Origin of the sequence: Vreelandella sedimenti (genome assembly GCF_013416325.1) — a bacterium.
Lineage (GTDB): Bacteria > Pseudomonadota > Gammaproteobacteria > Pseudomonadales > Halomonadaceae > Vreelandella > Vreelandella sedimenti.
Genome location: NZ_JACCGK010000002.1, coordinates 263,382 through 279,654 on the forward strand (window position 1 = coordinate 263,382; position 16,273 = coordinate 279,654).

Consider the following 16,273-nt stretch of genomic DNA (forward strand, 5'->3'; position numbering starts at 1 on the left):
ATGTTTTATTTTTCAAAAAGAGTGCGCTTGCCCTACCAAGCAAATTAAAACGATGACCACTCTTCTGTTTCTGCTACTGGCTGTGGACGCCTTGTTGCGGGTTTTGACGCTGCCGCTGGCAATACAGCCGGAGTGCGCGGGGCAGATAATTCAGTGACACGAAAGCGCTCAACCGCCTCGCGTAAGCGTGCGGCTTCGCTTTCAAGTTCATTGGCGCTGCGCGCGGCTTGCTGCACCAGTTGAGCATTTTGCTGCACAACCTGATCCATTTGCGCCACGGCCTGATTCACTTGGCCAATGCCGCTACTCTGCTGCTCAGAAGCGGCGGCGATTTCATCCATGATATCGCTGACGCGCTGAACAGCCCCGACTAGATCTTGCATGGTTTGCCCGGCTTGATTGACCCGCTGAGTGCCGGTGTCTACCTTGCTGAGCGATGCATCAATCAGCGTGCGAATCTCTTTAGCGGCAGCGGCACTGCGACTGGCTAAGCTACGCACTTCCTGCGCCACCACGGCGAACCCTCTGCCATGTTCGCCAGCACGCGCCGCTTCCACCGAAGCATTCAGCGCCAGAATATTGGTCTGAAACGCAATATTATCGATAACGGTAATAATATCAGCGACTTGATGAGAACTTGCGCTTATGTCCTGCATGGTGCTAACGATCTCGCCAACCTCTTCGCCACTACGGCGGGCTGTCAGGGTCGCGCTCCCGGCCAATTGGCTGGCTTGGCGGGCATTTTCAGCATTGTGGCCCACCGTTGAGGCTAGCTGCTCCATGCTGGAAGCCGTCTCCTCTAACGAGGTGGCCTGCTGCTCGGTGCGCGAAGAAAGGTCGTTATTGCCGCTGGCAATTTGCTGAGAACGCTCATAAATCGATGTACCACTGGTGCGCACGGTACCTACCGTTTGCGACAGTGAGCTCTGCATATGGGCCATGGCACTATAAAGCCGCCCTATTTCGTTATTACCCGGAGAAGTAATGGCCTGGCTTAGATCCCCCTGGGCCATACGCTCAAAATAGCCAACCAAGCTATCTAGCGGGCGCAACACATTGGCCGTTACCCCCCAGATAACCACGATTACCGTGGCGATAGTCATTACTACTATCCCGAGTAGTGCCCAGCGAATTGTCGCGGCAAAAGCACTGAAAGCGGCCTGTTGTGCCTGCACATCGTCAGAAGCCTGCACGATTGCTGCACCATGGTGCAGGGCATAAAGGCCGATACCACAGGCAATTAAGACAAGTACCGAAAGTGTCGCTAGCACTAAGCCCCAACTTAAGCGCACCGTCATATTATTCATTAATTGCCGCATTCGCTGTGTCACGCCCTTTTCTCCACGCACAACCGGCACTCGCTGGCACTTTCCATAGCGCGAGAATGCATCATTGAGTAGAACTGATTCGGCACGCTCCCTGTGCCATGTTGTTTTAGTCTTAGTGGTTGCTGGTGCTTTCCACCAGTGCCATCTCGTCGCTGGTGAGCAACTTATCGATATCCACGAGTACCAGCATGCGGTCATCCAGACTACCCAAACCGCTCAGGAAGTCAGACGAGAGCGTGACACCGAATTCTGGCGCCGGTTTAATCTGATCAGGGGTCAGTGTCATCACGTCGGAAACGCCGTCCACTACGATGCCAACCACTCGGTCTGCAACATTGACCACGATCACCACTGTTTGACCACCGTATTCGACTTTATCGAAGTGAAACTTAATGCGGAGATCCACGATTGGCACAATGACGCCGCGCAGATTGGTGACCCCTTTGATAAATTCAGGTGCATTGGCAATCCGGGTTACGTTTTCGTAGCCACGAATTTCCTGCACTTTCAAAATATCAATGGCGTACTCTTCATCGCCCAATGAGAATACCAGGAATTCGCGGTTTTCGGCTTCTGCGGCTAGTACCGCACCATTGTTGGCTTGACTCATGACGGCTCAGCCTCCTTAAAAGATGAAAGGTTTTGATTGTTTACTACTTTTTTGCCTGCTTCTTTTTTATATCGGCTCAGGCGGTGTAAACCAGTAATATCCAGAATCAACGCTACACTACCGTCACCTAAGATGGTCGCGGCCGAGATCCCTGGTACTTTGCGGTAATTGTCTTCCAGATTTTTGACCACGACCTGCTGCTGTCCGATCAACTCATCGACCAACATGGCGTAACGCCGGCCTTCGCCCTGCACAATGACAGCGATGCTTTTGGTCGGGTCGGTAATTGCATTCTCGACGTTAAGCACTTCGTGAATGGCAATCACGGGCAGATATTCGTCGCGGACTTTGATCACCACGTCGTCACCGGCCATGGCGTACATATCGTCTTTGGCGGGCTGCAGTGATTCAAGTACGGTAGAGAGCGGAAGAATAAACGTCTCGCCGCCGACCTTGATCGACATACCGTCAAGAATGGCCAACGTAAGCGGCAACACGATACGGGTGTTGGTGCCTTCGCCTAGCTTCGACTGGATTTCAACCCGACCGCCCATGCTCTGGATGTTGCGCTTCACTACATCCATGCCCACGCCACGCCCGGATACATCGGTTACTTCATTCGCCGTTGAGAAGCCGGGAGCAAAAATGAGCTGGAAGACCTCTTCGTCCGACATGGTATCCGACACATTGAGGCCGTTTTCGCGCGCCTTGGCTAGCAGACGATCACGATCCATGCCAGCACCATCATCGCGCACTTCAATCAAGATATTGCCGCCCTGGTGACGCGCGGAGAGGGTTAATTTACCGATACGCGGCTTGCCAATGGCTTCGCGCACATCGGGCATTTCCACGCCATGATCGAGGCTATTGCGCACCAAGTGCGTTAGCGGATCAGTGATCCGCTCGACCAAGCTCTTATCCAGTTCGGTCGACTTGCCTTCGGTAATCAATTCGATCTCTTTACCCAACTTACCGGCGGTGTCGCGCACCACGCGAGGGAAGCGACTGAATACAAACTCCATGGGGATCATGCGAATAGACATGACCGCTTCTTGGAGATCCCGGGCGTTGCGCTGCAGTAGGCTCATGCCATTTTGCAGTGAGGCATTGCCCACCGACTGATCCTCTAAGTCGCTAACCGTTTGATCAAGCATCGACTGGGTGATAATCAGCTCACCTACCAAGTTGATAATTTGGTCGACTTTATCTACAGAGACGCGAATGGACGAAGACTCGGCGGCTGCCTTTTTGGGCTTCTCTTTGGCAGCAGGCTTTGTCGTGTTTGCCTTAGAGGGCGTGCTTTCTGCCGGCGCTTGCGGCGCTGGGGCTGCAGGTGTCGAGACTTCTGGCTCAGCTGGGGTTGGCTCAGCTGCAACGCCCTCAACAACGGTAATCTCAATCTGATCAGGTTCAATAATAAAGCACATGACCGCTTCAATATCGTCAGCACTGTCGCTGCTTTTGAGCACCACCTCGTAACGCTTTGCGTCGCCGGACTGAGACTGCACTTCACCGAGCTGCTCTAACTCTTCAACCAGCAAAATACGGTCTTTATCTTCCACATTGAGCAGTGCCACCAACAGATGGCCGTTCGATGACGCCCCCGCATTATTATTACTGTTTGCTTGTGCGTCGTTTTCACTTGGCGCAGGCGCAGCCTTGGGCTCAGCAGCAGGGATGGTCGGCCCATCGAGCTGTTGACCAATTTCATCCAAGGCAATTTGCTGCAGCGTTTGGCAAATGCGCTCAAATGCCTCTTGATTGGGCTCCTCTTCGCTGCGATAGGCATCGAGTTGCTCATGCATGATGTCTTTAGCCTCTAAAAAGGTATCCACGAGGTCGGCTCGCAGCGTCAGTTCGCCTTTACGTGCGTAATCGAGGAGGTTTTCCAAAATGTGCGTGGTTTTCTGTAGCACGGTAAAACCAAAGGTTCCCGCCCCCCCCTTGATCGAGTGGGCGGCACGGAAAATAGCATTGAGCTGCTCACTGTCTGGATCATCAACATCCAGTTCCAATAAATGCTGTTCCATATCCGACAGCAGCTCTTCAGCCTCTTCAAAAAAGGTGTCAAAAAAATCCGCTATATCCATACACCGCTCCACCTTAACGTCGTCTTTTATGACAGGCTCAGATCACTCTAGCGTTTGCACCTGAGGCTCGTCTGGTTGTGTTGATTCAATTTGCGCTTCGGTTGAAGCTTCTAGTGCGTCGATTGAAGCTTCTGGCGATGAAGTTCCCGAATCCATCACGGTAGGGTTGCGAATCGCATCAGCAATTTCCGGAAACAACACCACCAGCTCTATGCGTCGATTGATAGGATCGGTTGGCTCAGTCTCAGGCAATAACACACGATCCGCAAAGCCCGACACGCGAAGTAACTGACCTGGATCAAAGCCACCCGCAATAAGCTCGCGGCGCGACGCATTAGCGCGATCATTGGAAAGTTCCCAGTTACTGTAACCACGATAACCTCCCGCATAAGGAACGCTATCGGTATGCCCGCTGATACTTAGCTCATTGGGAAGCTCGTTTAGCAGCGGTGCGATGGTACGTAACAAGCTGCGCATATAAGGCGCCACTTGGTCGCTCCCCAGCTCAAACATGGGGCGCTGGTCAGTATCGAGTAGCTGTATGCGTAGCCCTTCGCGGGTCAAGTCAAACCGCATTTGATTGCGCAACTGGCGCAGTTCGGGATCTCGCTCAATAGCCCTCTCAATACGCTCTTGTAAATCCCGGAAAAAGTTTCTTTCCTGCATGCTTGGACGAGTGCGTTGAAGGCTATCAATACGCGCCCGCTCCCCATCGCTATGAGTGGGATCGGGCCCGCCGCCGGGAATCACGCTGGTGCTGCCCGAACGATCGCCGCCGGTTATCGCCGTCACCAGGGGGGTGCTAAAGTACTCTGCTACACCTCTGCGCGTCTCTTCACTGGAAACGCTCAAAAGCCATAGCACCAAAAAAAAGGCCATCAGAGCAGTCATGAAATCCGCTAGGGCAATTTTCCAGGCACCACCGTGATGAGCGTGGACGACTTTTTTGCGTCGAATGACAATCGGACGCTTGTCACCACCCTTACTCATGCGTTACCGGCCTTTTTTGCATCCCTTACATACTCTTCAAGCTCCGTAAAACTAGGACGCTCAGCGGCAAACAATGCCTTGCGACCAAACTCAACGGCCAACTGCGGCGCATAACCGTGCAAGCTAGCAAGCAGCGTAATGCGAATACACTGGAGCATTTTTTCGGCTTCTTTCGCCTGCCGTTCGATGTAGCTAGAGAGCGGACTAACAAAGCCATAGCCCAGCAAAATACCCAAAAAGGTACCCACTAGCGCTTGGCCGATCATTACGCCCATCTGGGCCGGCGTAGCGTCAGCATAGGTGAGTGTTTTAACGACCCCCATTACTGCCGCCACAATGCCGAAGGCGGGCATGGCATCACCGACTTTGGCAATGGCATCGATAGGAATGTGCGTTTCCTGCTCAAAAACCTCAATCTCGTGCAGCATCAGCTCGTCAATCTCCATGGGTTCCATGCCGCCGCTGACCATTAAGCGCAGATAGTCTGTTAGAAAATTCATGATATGAGGATCAGCCAATACCGTAGGATGCTCTTGAAACAGCGGGCTCTCCTCGGGATTATCAATATCCCGTTCAATGCCTAACATTCCTTCACGGCGAATTTTGGAGAGTAATTTGTACTGCAGCGCCATCAACTCCATATAAAGTTCTTTGTTATATTTTTTGGCACGCTTGAGCCGGGGCAAAATTTTAAAGGTCGCTTTAATCGCTTTGCCATTGTTCGCTGCTATAAATGCACCAACCCCGGCTCCGCCAATAATCAGCAGCTCAAGAGGTTGGTACAGGGGGCCCAAGCTGCCACCTGCCAGCACATAGCCACCAAATACAGATAGCAGCACGATTACATAACCTAGAGGTATCAGCACAAGCAGGTTCCTTGCGGTATTCAGTATTAAATTAGGGAACCAAAACTTAGCCACCTGGTCTGATGTTTAAGCAATGTTCCATTCCAAGCATGTCTTAGCCCTATCATACTAGGGACAGACGTCTATTTAATGAAAAAGCACCACCGGCTTTTAGGTCTATCTAAGCCAATACACTTATTTCTTGTTAGTACTCATTGCTGTCTTATACCCTACTTCACACCATTAGTGATGTAACCGCAGGTATTGTTACATTTTTTCACTATTCTCCCGCTGCGCTTTGCGCGTCTTACCCGCTCTTGAAGGGGGCTGACAAATACCACACACATAGTGTTGAGCGGGGCTATGGGCGTGTGTCACAAACTGCCCAGTGCAACGCGTACACTGATTAAGCTGGAGCAAATCACTCTCGAAAAAGCGTATCAGCGTCCACGCACGAGTTAACCCGAGAACCGGCTCCATTTTCTCCAGCGACATTTGCTCGTCATAGAGCCGATACGCTTTGACAAAGGCATCGATTCGATTACAGCCTGCCGCTTCCTTCAGGCTTAAATAAATGTTGTAAAAAAGCGACGAATGAACATTAGGAAGCCAAGTAATAAACCAGTCGGTGGAAAAAGGCAGCATCCCCTTAGGGGGTGACATGCCACGCACTTCCTTATACAGTTTGATCAAGCGCGTACGGCTTAACTCCGTTTCTGTTTCCAACACCTGCAGTCGCGCACCCAGTTCAATCAGTTCGATCGCCAGCTGCACTTGGTGCATTTCATCGACCAAGCTTTTCTGGCTCACTTCTCATCTCCCGATGGCAGTGGCTCGAATGCATCGCTTGCCAATAGCAGTGATGCATGAAGCCCTGCTAACCCCTGATCACGGGGGTTGTCTGTAAGCTGTCTAAGCCGCTCGGCACTCGTTTGGCTGAACCGGCACAACAATTGGCTGGTTCGCGCCAACTTGGTAAGTTGGCGAGCATTAAGCGTTACGATCAGCTCGGCAACATCGCTATCGATTTTTAAGCGAAACATAGCAGCCTCACGATCTTCATCAAGCAAGCGCTGCGCCAGAAGCAAATAAGCTAAATTAATTTCCTGAATTTCATCGAGAAAGTTGGTTTGACTCATAATGTCCCATTAAACGACTCAGGCGCGGTGCTGTGACCATTATACTGACGCCATTAATGACTTTTTATTACCTACCCTCATGGTTGCATACAATGTCTGTAAATGGCTACTCAGGCGTTTCACGATGCGTTAGCCCTTCCTCTGATAGCTCGAACACCCACACCAGCAGCTCTGCGACAATTTGATAGAGACTTGCCGGAATTTCCGCATCCAGATCTAGCTGCATTAAAAGCGCTACCAGCTCGGGCGCATCGTGCACATAAATACCCTGGCGCTGAGCTTCGGCCATAATACGTTCGGCCAGATCACCATAGCCTTTCGCGACTACCCGCGGAGCGCGGTCATTGTCCTGGTAAGCCAGGGCAACAGCTTGACGGCGTCGCTCACCCGGCGTTGCCATGGGGTGCCTCCGCTTCGATATAGCGCGCGCGAAGCTGCACTTTTTGTAAGTCCAAGGCGCTCAGACGCTTCTCTAACGCGGGTAGTTCAGCATCAATACGCTGATAAACGCGCATACTTTCGGTAGTAAAATCGATACTTAATACGTTTCGATAGAGCCATAGCGACGCGTTGAATGCCCCCAAACTAGGAACATCGAGCTGCATATCAGAACGCCATCCATCGTCTGGCTCCCCTCCCTGCTGTTTACCTTCTTGGCCCTCTTCACGAGCAGGCAAATTGATCACTAAGGCCATAAAAATGCCTGCCCAGACATCACCTTCCCAGCGAATAGACGGCATCACCAACATTTCAAGCTGGTGGCGTACCAGACTCTGCAGGCTTTCGTGAACGACCTCGCGAGCCGGTCGATTGGCCATCAGATCGCTCATTTCCCTAGCTTGGTTGTACTCTGTCCTAGCTTGACTACTATCACGACTCTCACCAGCCGTAGCAACAGGCGCAGGGGTCGGCTGGCTAGGAGTCGTCGTCGCCTGCGTAGACGCAAATGACGTACCAGCGGCAGGCGCAGTCGTCGCTCGGCTGGAACGTATCCATCCATTTTCCTGGGTGATGGGCACAAGCGGTACGTTGGGCAGAATACCCCCCACTCCCTGCCCCACTACCGGTGCCCCCGTGGGAGTCAAAAGAGCTAATCCAGTCAGCGCGTGCGACGTACCCAAACCAGAGGGTAGCAGGGGGGCTAACGGGCGCGGCCCAGCCTGCATTTGCGGTTCATTTAATAACTGCTGACGGGCACCTTCACCCTGAAACCAGCGTTTTAAATGCGATTCATAAAACAGCCCGCTATCACGAATACTTGCTTCTAAGCGCGTCGCCACTACATTCGCCCCAGGCGCCTCCTGGCTAGTGATTAGCGGCGCTTCGGGCCGCATTACCGACGGAGGGGCTGGAAAGCGCAGCAGCACGTCGGCGATTGTTCGTGCTGCAGGACTAAAATGGGTCTGCGTTGAACCTGTAGGTGAAGGCTGCGCCTCACCTCGGGGCAACGTTCGCCCCCCATCAAGAGGGTGCGGTAAACGCTTTAGGTCGCCTAGCGGTGATGTCGACGCACGTCCATCCAGATTGGCATCACCCATGACGGCACGCGGCCCCTCGCCGGGTGAAACGGGCTTCACAGGTTGATTCAATGCTCGCTGTAGCGACAACTCACCTTGCCGCCCAAGCACTTGGTGCAGGAGCGTATCAATCAGAGGGGTAATACCACTCACGATGACCTCGTGGAATCAGCATCATCGGCGTCATAAGCTACCGGAGATCCTTGCTGTGGTGCGTAGGCCCTATGTAAATTCCGCTGACGCTGGGATACCCCTATAAGCTTACCCAGTTCATCACGGCGCGCCACCAAGCGACGCCGTATTTCTACATCGTGCTCAAGGATACGCTCCAGCAGTTCTGCCTTACGCTGCTGAGCAGCGGCATCAAGCACAACGGTGGTATCCAGCTCACGCAACTGATCCACCAGCATCACATAGTTGGTACGCTGATCAATTAGCTCTGCCCACTGTTCGCCATTAGCCAGTTCGTGCATGTGCTCAACGCGGCTCAATAGCGTTTCATAGCTAGTGAGCAGTGTCTGTTGAGCATTTTTATCACGAGCGGATATAGGAGCTGACATTATTGCCTCACGCGCTCTGCTGTTGACCAATATCTCGCCAGGCTGAAGCGATATCTTCGAGCAGGCGTTCGGCCTGATTTAAGCTCTCTTCATCGTTACGCAGATTTGCCGCCAACAGCAGGCGAGAAATATAGTCATAAAGCGATGCTAAGCGCTCGGCAATCTCTCCACCTTTCTCTTGATCAAGAGCCGCTGCGAGGCCGTTATTCACAATATCCAGCGCTTTTGATATCGATTTTCCTTTCTCGGCCGTATTGCCCGCCTGGATATGAATACGTGCAGCACGAATAGCGGCCTGAGCGCCGTCAAACAACATCACAATAAGCTGATGAGGATCTGCTGACATCACTCCGCTTTCTACGCCAACACGCGCATAAGCGTTAGCTCCCCGCCCATAGGCGGCGCCACCGCGAGAGTAAGTCATAAGTGGAACTCCTGTGCGTGGTTTTATGCTCACCCTGGATTGGGAGAGACCACGATTATTAAAAGGTAAAAATAAACAGCACTACTAGCAACTATCGGCGTGAGTCTCGGGGACTTTAACGGCTTACAGCGCTTTTTTTCAGCGCAGCTTACGATATCAACCAACTGCCATAATGTATTAACTTCTTGCCCGCTCAAGTAGACACAGCGATCTCACCGACGGTTCGCCCAAGTCGCTCAGTAATATTACTCCGCACGATCACTCCCACATTGTCACGCATTGGCGGCTCGACCTGTGGCGTAAGCAACACCTCCGTGGGGTTGCCTTTAGCATCAAGACGTAAGACCCACCCCTTCTGCTGGCTAGAGAAGTGCGCCAGCGAGCCTACTGGCACCCCCTTGAAATGATCGATATATCGCTTAATCCAGCGCATATCAAAATGGTGTGGGTGTTGCAATAAATGCCGATAAATTTGCTGTGCTGTTTTAGCCGGGCGATCTTCACGGTCACGCCGCATGGCTTCTACTACATCGACAACAGCACTTGCCTTAGCTAGCTCACTAAGGTCAGCCCCACTTAACCCACCTGGATACCCACTGCCATCCATACGCTCGTTGATACCCCCAATCACCGCCTGGACAATACCCGCGGACAGCCATTGGCAGTTATGTAAACGGTTTAGCAACAGCTGGACATGTTCACTGATTGCCTCTCGATGCTTAGCTTCAAAGTGCGGCGCCTTGAACAGCACCTGAGGCACTAGCGCCTTGCCAAGGTCGTGAATAAGACCGCTGGCCACTATCGCCTTGCGCAACTCACGGGGCATGCTGGCACCCACAAAATCGAGCAAATGCACAGCCACAGCAATACCGTGGCGCACTATTAAAGGCTCGGGAGATAAGCAACGTGAAGCGAACATCAGCGCCTCACGATCCTCTTCATGAAGATCCAATATGCGATCAGCATAGCGGGATAGCTGACGCCCATCGATATCGCTACCTTGTTGTAACGACAACAACTGAGCATCCAGATAGGCAGCGACTTTGACAAGCCGACGCGCCATAGGGGTCGCGTAGCGTTTGACATCACGCCGCCCAAGCAACTCTTCCGCACCTGATCGTTTGCTTGGCAGCGCGAACAGCGGAGAGGGCTGACGCTCGTTTTGTTCTTCTTTTTTATAGCGTGCCGCTTCGCGCTCTATTTCGCACACGAAATACCAAATTTGCCGCTCTTGCTCCACACTACACTCAACGAAGTTAAAACCGACACGCAGCAGATGGCGCTCAGCGTCGGTTTTTTGATGACGAGCCTCTCCAAGCACTTCAAAGTAGGTACCGTCGGGGAAGGTAAACGCCAACTTTAGGGGGCTAGCGCCCCCCGCCAGCAGCCCGCTAGCGGCCAATGGCAATTCAAGCTGGCAGCCATCCTGGGATAAATCCCGCAGCTCACCCTCTATCTCGGCATCACCACCATACAAACCTGTCGACACCACCATTCCCATGCGCAGCTCAGCGCGGAAGGACTCACGACGCTGCAACACTTCCAACGATGCAGGATAATCACTGCAACACAAAAAGCGCCCCCCTGCTTGGCGCGTCTCCGTCAGGTGCAGCAGCGGTGTTTGCACCACTTTCCCTTGCGCCTGCCCGCGCAAGTAAAACGCAGCACCGCCCTGCAAATGGTGAAGTAAATAGTCAACAGAGGAAAGATCCATCACCAACGTTTGGCCCTGGTGCTGCTCCATCAAGACAATGGGCTCTGGACGAGCACCCGTCGCAGCAAGACAGAGCGAAACGCCGCCAGTTTCGATCAAGGTATTTAGCAGAGACTCGATCACTATTGTACTTACTATTGTTTCAAACTCATCCTGCTGCGCCACCATTCTCGCCTCACTTACTCTTATGCGTTAATTAGTTCACCGCAAACTCGAGAAGCATATCAGATGCCAACAGCGTGGCGTACGCACAAAAAGCCATCTTTCTCATGCTTAATTAGGCGGGCTATAGAAAAGCAAGCAGAGGCGGGACGTATAGTGTTGGCGCCCTAATAACAAGCAAACACAACGCCATGCCAGTAAGCGTAAAGTTTTTCAACATCCTGCCGATAATAAAGTAGAAACGCTTACTAACTAGCAAAAAACCGAGCTATGGCTGCCGTTTCACGCTATCGCACCACGAACTGGCTGCCAAAGCTGACATTAAAAAGGAACGTGCCCCATGAGCTCACTGCCCACCGAAGTAATAACGCCACTGTCATCGGCCCTAACTCACTTAAATCCCCGCCAGCGGTTAGAAAACACACTGGCTCAGCTATCGACAACCAACACTCAGCTTATAAGCGCAGATACCACCGAACAGGAAACCTCTGCCAAACAGAAAACTTCTGCCAACGAACTCGTCGCACCCATTCAACGCATCAACGAGATAATGCGCCCACATGGCTTAGAGTTCGAGTTAAGCGAAGAAACTTCACGCGTGATCACGCGGGTCATAGACAGGGAGTCTGGCGACGTCATACGCCAAATCCCAGCAGAAGAAGTACTCAAAATTGCCGAGCGACTTGAAGAAATGCAAGGACGAATAATCTCAATTGAAGCCTAATGCGTGACGTAGACAGCCCTACACTTGCATGTTCATAACATCACGATATGCAGATACCAAACGATTGCGAACCTGAAGCCCCATTTGAAACGCAACGCTGGCCTTCTGCATGTCAACCATCACGTCATTGAGCTGCAAATTAGGATCACCCGCCTGAAAAGCCATCGCCTGACTATTAGCCGCCTGCTGAAGTCGGTTAATGCGCTGAATCGAGGCCTGCAGCTCACCGCCGAAACCGCCTTGCCCGACAGCCGCTGACGCCTGAGCACCACTAAGGGGCTGCGTGGATGCCACCTGAGTCGCCATGCCTTGCATCTGCTGTAGCGCAGCCTGTATTGCGGGAGTACTCATACGCTCACCTCAATTCGCAAAAAAATATCTAATGCGAAAAGCCTAACATCAAAGCGCCCCACCTCATACGGACAAATGCGCATAAAAAGCGAAGCTTATCGTTCCTTTATGCTCGACTAGTCACCGGATAATGACTGCCATCACAATTCCGCCTCATCTTTTTGGCGGATAACCGCGATCGACGGATATAGCCTATGCCTTCTTTGGTGATGCGCCTGGGTCGACGCCAGTTTTGCCTGCCCCTCTGGAGGGTCGCATGAGCGAAACCGGTGCAACGGCAGGCCGTCAAAACAGTACGAATCAAGCCGCTCCCCGCAGTGGAAATATCAACAGTGGAAGCACAGGTGGTGGAAACACCGAGCGCGACACCAGCGGCTCAGCGTTTGAGCGTACGCTGAAACAGCTGCGTGGCAACCCGCTAGTCGCACTGCTTATCGCAGGCGCCGCCTCAATTGCTATTGTGGCGGCTCTCTTTATGTGGGCCAGCAGTCCTGAGTACCGCGTACTGTATAGCAACCTAAGCGAAGCTGATGGTGGCAGCATCATCAATGAGCTCGATACCCGCGGCATTCCCTACCAGTTCAGTGAAGGCGGCCAGGCATTAATGGTGCCTAGTGACCAAGTCCACACACTGCGCCTGCAGCTTGCTGAGCAGGGGTTACCCCGCGGGGGCAACCTTGGCCTTGAGCTAATGGACAGTCAGGCATTTGGGATTAGCCAGTTTGCCGAGCAAATTAATTACCAGCGGGGCCTTGAAGGCGAGCTTGCGCGCTCAATCGAATCGCTGGGGCCGGTGGAAAGCGTGAGAGTGCACCTCTCCATGGCCAAGCCATCAGTCTTTATTCGCGACCGTGAGCCGGCTAAAGCATCGGTTGTACTGACTCTTTTACCGGGCCGGGTTTTAGGTGAAGGCCAGGTCAGCGCGATCGTCCATATGGTTTCGGGCAGCGTGCCTGACCTAGCCGCTGAAGATGTCACAGTGGTTAATCAGGATGGCCGACTACTGTCTGCCGAGACAAGCAACGGTAATGACCTGGATGGTTCACAGCTTGAATATATTGTCGAGGTTGAGCGCTCTTACCAGCAGCGTATTGAACATATTCTAACGCCCATTTTAGGTCGTGATAATGTGCGCGCCCAGGTTGCGGCACAAATCGACTTCTCACGACGCGAGCAAACCTCTGAACGCTACGGGCCCAATCAGCCGCCCAACGAAGCAGCCGTACGTAGCCGTCAGTTGAGCCTTACATTTGACGGTGAAGATCCTTTGGCCACCGGCATTCCAGGCGCACTGAGTAACACGCCGCCAGGCACACTGCCCTCCCCCATCAACCAGCCAGAGGGCGAGGAAGAGGATGCTAACCAGCAAGAGGACGTGCCCCCTGAAGCGTTACGCAACTTGCGTCAAGATGACGTCATCAACTACGAAGTTGATCGCAGCATTGAGCATGTTCAGCACCGCCTCGGCCAGATAGAGCGGCTATCCGCCGCGGTGGTCGTAAACTACCGCTCGGAAATGAACGATGAAGGCGAATGGGTCGACGTTGCGCTAACCGATGAAGAAGTTGCCCAGATTGAGCGCCTGGTTCGTCAAGCAATGGGCTTCTCGCAACTGCGAGGCGATGAAGTAGAAGTCGTCAACTCTCCCTTCGCGCGCAGTACCGAGGAAACTGCTGAGGTCGAGTGGTGGAAAGATCCCAGCGTTCTTTCACTGGCTGGCACGGTGGGTCGCTACCTATTGGTTGCCCTGGCGATTCTATTGCTCTACCTGCTGATTTTGCGCCCCTTAATTAAGCGCTATACCCAAACGCCGGTTATGGCGACAGCGGCGCCTGGCGGCACGCTGGCCGCCAGCGTAGGCGGTGAAGGTGATGACGAAGAGAGCGAGGAGTCAACAGGCGAGAGCGATGAGACGTACGCCAAGCCGAAGCGTCGGCGTAAAACCTCACTCTATGAGCATAACCTCAATGACCTGCGTGAAATGGCTCAGGAAGACCCCCGCATGGTCGCGATGATCATTCGTAGCTGGATGAATGCCAATGAGTAGTTCAATTGCTGAAATGAGCGGTGCCCGCAAGAGCGCTGTCTTATTGCTTGCACTCGATGAAGACAGTGCCGCCGAGGTATTTAAGTACCTCGGCGCTGCGGAAGTGCAAGAAATTAGTATGGAGATGGCCCGGCTGAATCAGGTCTCTCATGACGACATGAAAGCGGTGCTCGAAGCATTCCATAAAGAGACTGAAGAGTTTGTAGCGCTTAACCTTAACTCCAGCGATCACATTCGCTCAGTACTGACCAAAGCGCTAGGCAGCGAACGCGCGACGAGTTTGATTGAAGATATACTAGAAACCACTGGTAATAATTCAGGTATCGACGCGCTTAACCTCATGGAAGCCTCCATGGTGGCCGAACTCATTCGCGACGAGCACCCGCAAATTATCGCAACCATTCTAGTTCACCTGGATCGTCATCAAGCTTCCGATATTCTTGAGCTATTCGAGGAAAAACTGCGCAATGACGTGGTTCTTCGTATCGCTACTTTCAGCGGCGTTCAGCCTGCCGCACTGCAAGAGCTGACCGAAGTACTCACTAGCATGCTGGACGGTCAGAACCTCAAGCGCAGCAAAATGGGCGGCGTAAGAACCGCGGCCGAGATACTCAACTTGATGAACTCTTCCCAAGAGGAGACCGCCATCGAGACCGTGCGTGCGCACAGCGAGGACTTGGCCCAGAAAATTATCGACGAAATGTTCTTGTTCGAGAATCTGCTTGACCTCGACAACCGTGCGATTCAAATGGTGCTCCAAGAAGTCGATACCAACTCACTGGTGGTGGCCCTTAAAGGGGCTCAGGACGCTTTGGTGGACAAATTCCTGCGCAATATGTCACAGCGCGCTGCCGATTTAGTTCGTGAAGATATGGAAGCCCGCGGCCCGATCCGCGTCTCTCAGGTGGAAACCGAGCAGAAGGCTATATTACAGGTCGTTAGGCGCTTAGCTGATTCTGGTGAAATCGTCTTGGCAGGTGGAGACGACGAGTATGTCTAATACTCACTCGCCGAAATTTGATCGCCATGGCGATTGGCGCCGCTGGCAAATGGAAGAGCTGGCGTCCACGAAGAGTAGCCATGCCTCAGAGGGCGAGGTACCCACGGCCCATCAACGCAAAGTACAGGCGGCACAAAAAGCGGCTGAACTGGCACGCCAACGTGAAGAGGATGAGCGCCAGGCACTGCAAGAGCGTATTCGTCAGCAAGCCGAAAAAGAGGGCTATGACGCAGGCTTTGAGCAGGGTCGCAAAGAGGGGGTGGAAAAGGGGTTAGCAGACGCTGCTGAACAGGCAAAAAAAGAGCTAGAAGCACAAATCCACAAGACCATTGCGCCGCTGGAAACACTGGGCAAACAGTTTTCGAATGCGCTTGAACGCCTTGATGACACCATCGCCTACGACTTAGTTGAGTTAGCACTGGCCACCGGCAAACAGCTTGCTAGCGATGCCCTACAGGACACACCTGAACAAGTTTTGGCCATTGTCCGCGAGCTCCTGCACACCGAGCCTCCCTTGGTAGGCCAGCAACGTCTTTGGCTTAACCCCGATGATCACGCTCTAGTAGAGGAGCACTTGGGTAATGAGCTCAGGGCCGCCAATTGGAAGCTGCAGCCTGATGACCAACTGGCCCGTGGCGGGTGCCGGGTAACCAGTGCTCAGGGTGAAATTGACGCAACCTTTGAAAGCCGTTGGCACGCTATTCAAGCCCAATCGCGCAAACGTGGCCTCAATTCTCCACCCTCCTCTAACGTTCCTTCATCCTAGGCGGAT

Annotated in this window: 17 protein-coding genes; 4 read left to right on the plus strand and 13 right to left on the minus strand. The window is 53.0% G+C overall.

The window, feature by feature from the left end; genetic code table 11:
- Positions 1–44: 44 nt before the first annotated feature.
- The 12 genes from HZU72_RS03325 to HZU72_RS03380 form a co-directional block, all read right to left on the minus strand.
- The gene (locus HZU72_RS03325) at positions 45–1,307 is read right to left on the minus strand and encodes a methyl-accepting chemotaxis protein (protein ID WP_235975967.1); all 1,263 of its coding nucleotides are present in this window, start codon (positions 1,305–1,307) and stop codon (positions 45–47) included.
- A 133-nt stretch (positions 1,308–1,440) separates the two neighbouring features.
- Positions 1,441–1,938, minus strand: a complete 498-nt coding sequence (gene cheW / locus HZU72_RS03330; RefSeq protein ID WP_180090498.1) for a chemotaxis protein CheW — start codon at positions 1,936–1,938, stop codon at positions 1,441–1,443.
- Positions 1,935–4,028, minus strand: coding sequence for a chemotaxis protein CheA (gene cheA / locus HZU72_RS03335; RefSeq protein ID WP_180090500.1), 2,094 nt, complete (start codon positions 4,026–4,028; stop codon positions 1,935–1,937). The genes cheW and cheA overlap by 4 nt, the downstream gene beginning before the upstream one ends.
- Before the next feature lie 42 nt (positions 4,029–4,070).
- Positions 4,071–5,018, minus strand: coding sequence for a flagellar motor protein MotB (gene motB, locus HZU72_RS03340; RefSeq protein ID WP_180090502.1), 948 nt, complete (start codon positions 5,016–5,018; stop codon positions 4,071–4,073).
- Positions 5,015–5,884, minus strand: coding sequence for a flagellar motor stator protein MotA (gene motA, locus HZU72_RS03345; RefSeq protein WP_180090504.1), 870 nt, complete (start codon positions 5,882–5,884; stop codon positions 5,015–5,017). The genes motB and motA overlap by 4 nt, the downstream gene beginning before the upstream one ends.
- A gap of 246 nt (positions 5,885–6,130) precedes the next feature.
- A complete protein-coding gene (flhC, locus tag HZU72_RS03350) occupies positions 6,131–6,673 on the minus strand; it encodes a flagellar transcriptional regulator FlhC (RefSeq protein WP_180090506.1) in 543 nt (180 codons plus the stop codon).
- A complete protein-coding gene (gene flhD, locus HZU72_RS03355; RefSeq protein WP_180090508.1) occupies positions 6,670–7,002 on the minus strand; it encodes a flagellar transcriptional regulator FlhD in 333 nt (110 codons plus the stop codon). The genes flhC and flhD overlap by 4 nt, the downstream gene beginning before the upstream one ends.
- Positions 7,003–7,108: 106 nt before the next feature.
- The gene (locus HZU72_RS03360; RefSeq protein WP_022520932.1) at positions 7,109–7,402 is read right to left on the minus strand and encodes an EscU/YscU/HrcU family type III secretion system export apparatus switch protein; all 294 of its coding nucleotides are present in this window, start codon (positions 7,400–7,402) and stop codon (positions 7,109–7,111) included.
- Entirely contained in the window at positions 7,386–8,672 is a 1,287-nt protein-coding gene (gene fliK, locus HZU72_RS03365; protein WP_180090510.1) for a flagellar hook-length control protein FliK, read from the minus strand. The genes HZU72_RS03360 and fliK overlap by 17 nt, the downstream gene beginning before the upstream one ends.
- The gene (fliT, locus tag HZU72_RS03370) at positions 8,669–9,079 is read right to left on the minus strand and encodes a flagellar protein FliT (protein WP_180090513.1); all 411 of its coding nucleotides are present in this window, start codon (positions 9,077–9,079) and stop codon (positions 8,669–8,671) included. The genes fliK and fliT overlap by 4 nt, the downstream gene beginning before the upstream one ends.
- A 7-nt stretch (positions 9,080–9,086) precedes the next feature.
- Positions 9,087–9,503, minus strand: a complete 417-nt coding sequence (fliS, locus tag HZU72_RS03375) for a flagellar export chaperone FliS (protein WP_180090515.1) — start codon at positions 9,501–9,503, stop codon at positions 9,087–9,089.
- Positions 9,504–9,696: 193 nt separating this feature from the next.
- The gene (locus tag HZU72_RS03380; protein WP_180090517.1) at positions 9,697–11,385 is read right to left on the minus strand and encodes an HD domain-containing phosphohydrolase; all 1,689 of its coding nucleotides are present in this window, start codon (positions 11,383–11,385) and stop codon (positions 9,697–9,699) included.
- Between the two features lie 334 nt (positions 11,386–11,719).
- Between HZU72_RS03380 and HZU72_RS03385 the strand changes: the two genes are divergently transcribed.
- On the plus strand, positions 11,720–12,103 hold the full coding sequence (locus HZU72_RS03385) for a flagellar protein FlaG (RefSeq protein WP_180090520.1): 384 nt from the start codon (positions 11,720–11,722) through the stop codon (positions 12,101–12,103).
- An 18-nt stretch (positions 12,104–12,121) separates the two neighbouring features.
- Here the strand turns inward: HZU72_RS03385 and fliE are convergent, their stop codons facing one another.
- Positions 12,122–12,454 carry a flagellar hook-basal body complex protein FliE gene (fliE, locus tag HZU72_RS03390; RefSeq protein WP_180090522.1) on the minus strand — a complete coding sequence of 111 codons (333 nt, stop codon included), beginning with the start codon at positions 12,452–12,454 and terminating at the stop codon, positions 12,122–12,124.
- 256 nt (positions 12,455–12,710) lie between these two features.
- Between fliE and fliF the strand changes: the two genes are divergently transcribed.
- From fliF to HZU72_RS03405, 3 genes are read left to right on the plus strand one after another with little or no spacing between them, the layout of a single operon-like run.
- Positions 12,711–14,501 (plus strand): flagellar basal-body MS-ring/collar protein FliF, encoded by a 1,791-nt coding sequence (fliF, locus tag HZU72_RS03395; protein ID WP_180090523.1) that lies wholly within the window; start codon positions 12,711–12,713, stop codon positions 14,499–14,501.
- Positions 14,494–15,501 (plus strand): flagellar motor switch protein FliG, encoded by a 1,008-nt coding sequence (gene fliG / locus HZU72_RS03400; RefSeq protein ID WP_180090525.1) that lies wholly within the window; start codon positions 14,494–14,496, stop codon positions 15,499–15,501. Before fliF ends, fliG begins: the two co-directional genes overlap by 8 nt.
- Positions 15,494–16,267, plus strand: a complete 774-nt coding sequence (locus HZU72_RS03405; protein WP_180090527.1) for a flagellar assembly protein FliH — start codon at positions 15,494–15,496, stop codon at positions 16,265–16,267. Before fliG ends, HZU72_RS03405 begins: the two co-directional genes overlap by 8 nt.
- The last annotated feature ends 6 nt before the right edge of the window (positions 16,268–16,273 follow it).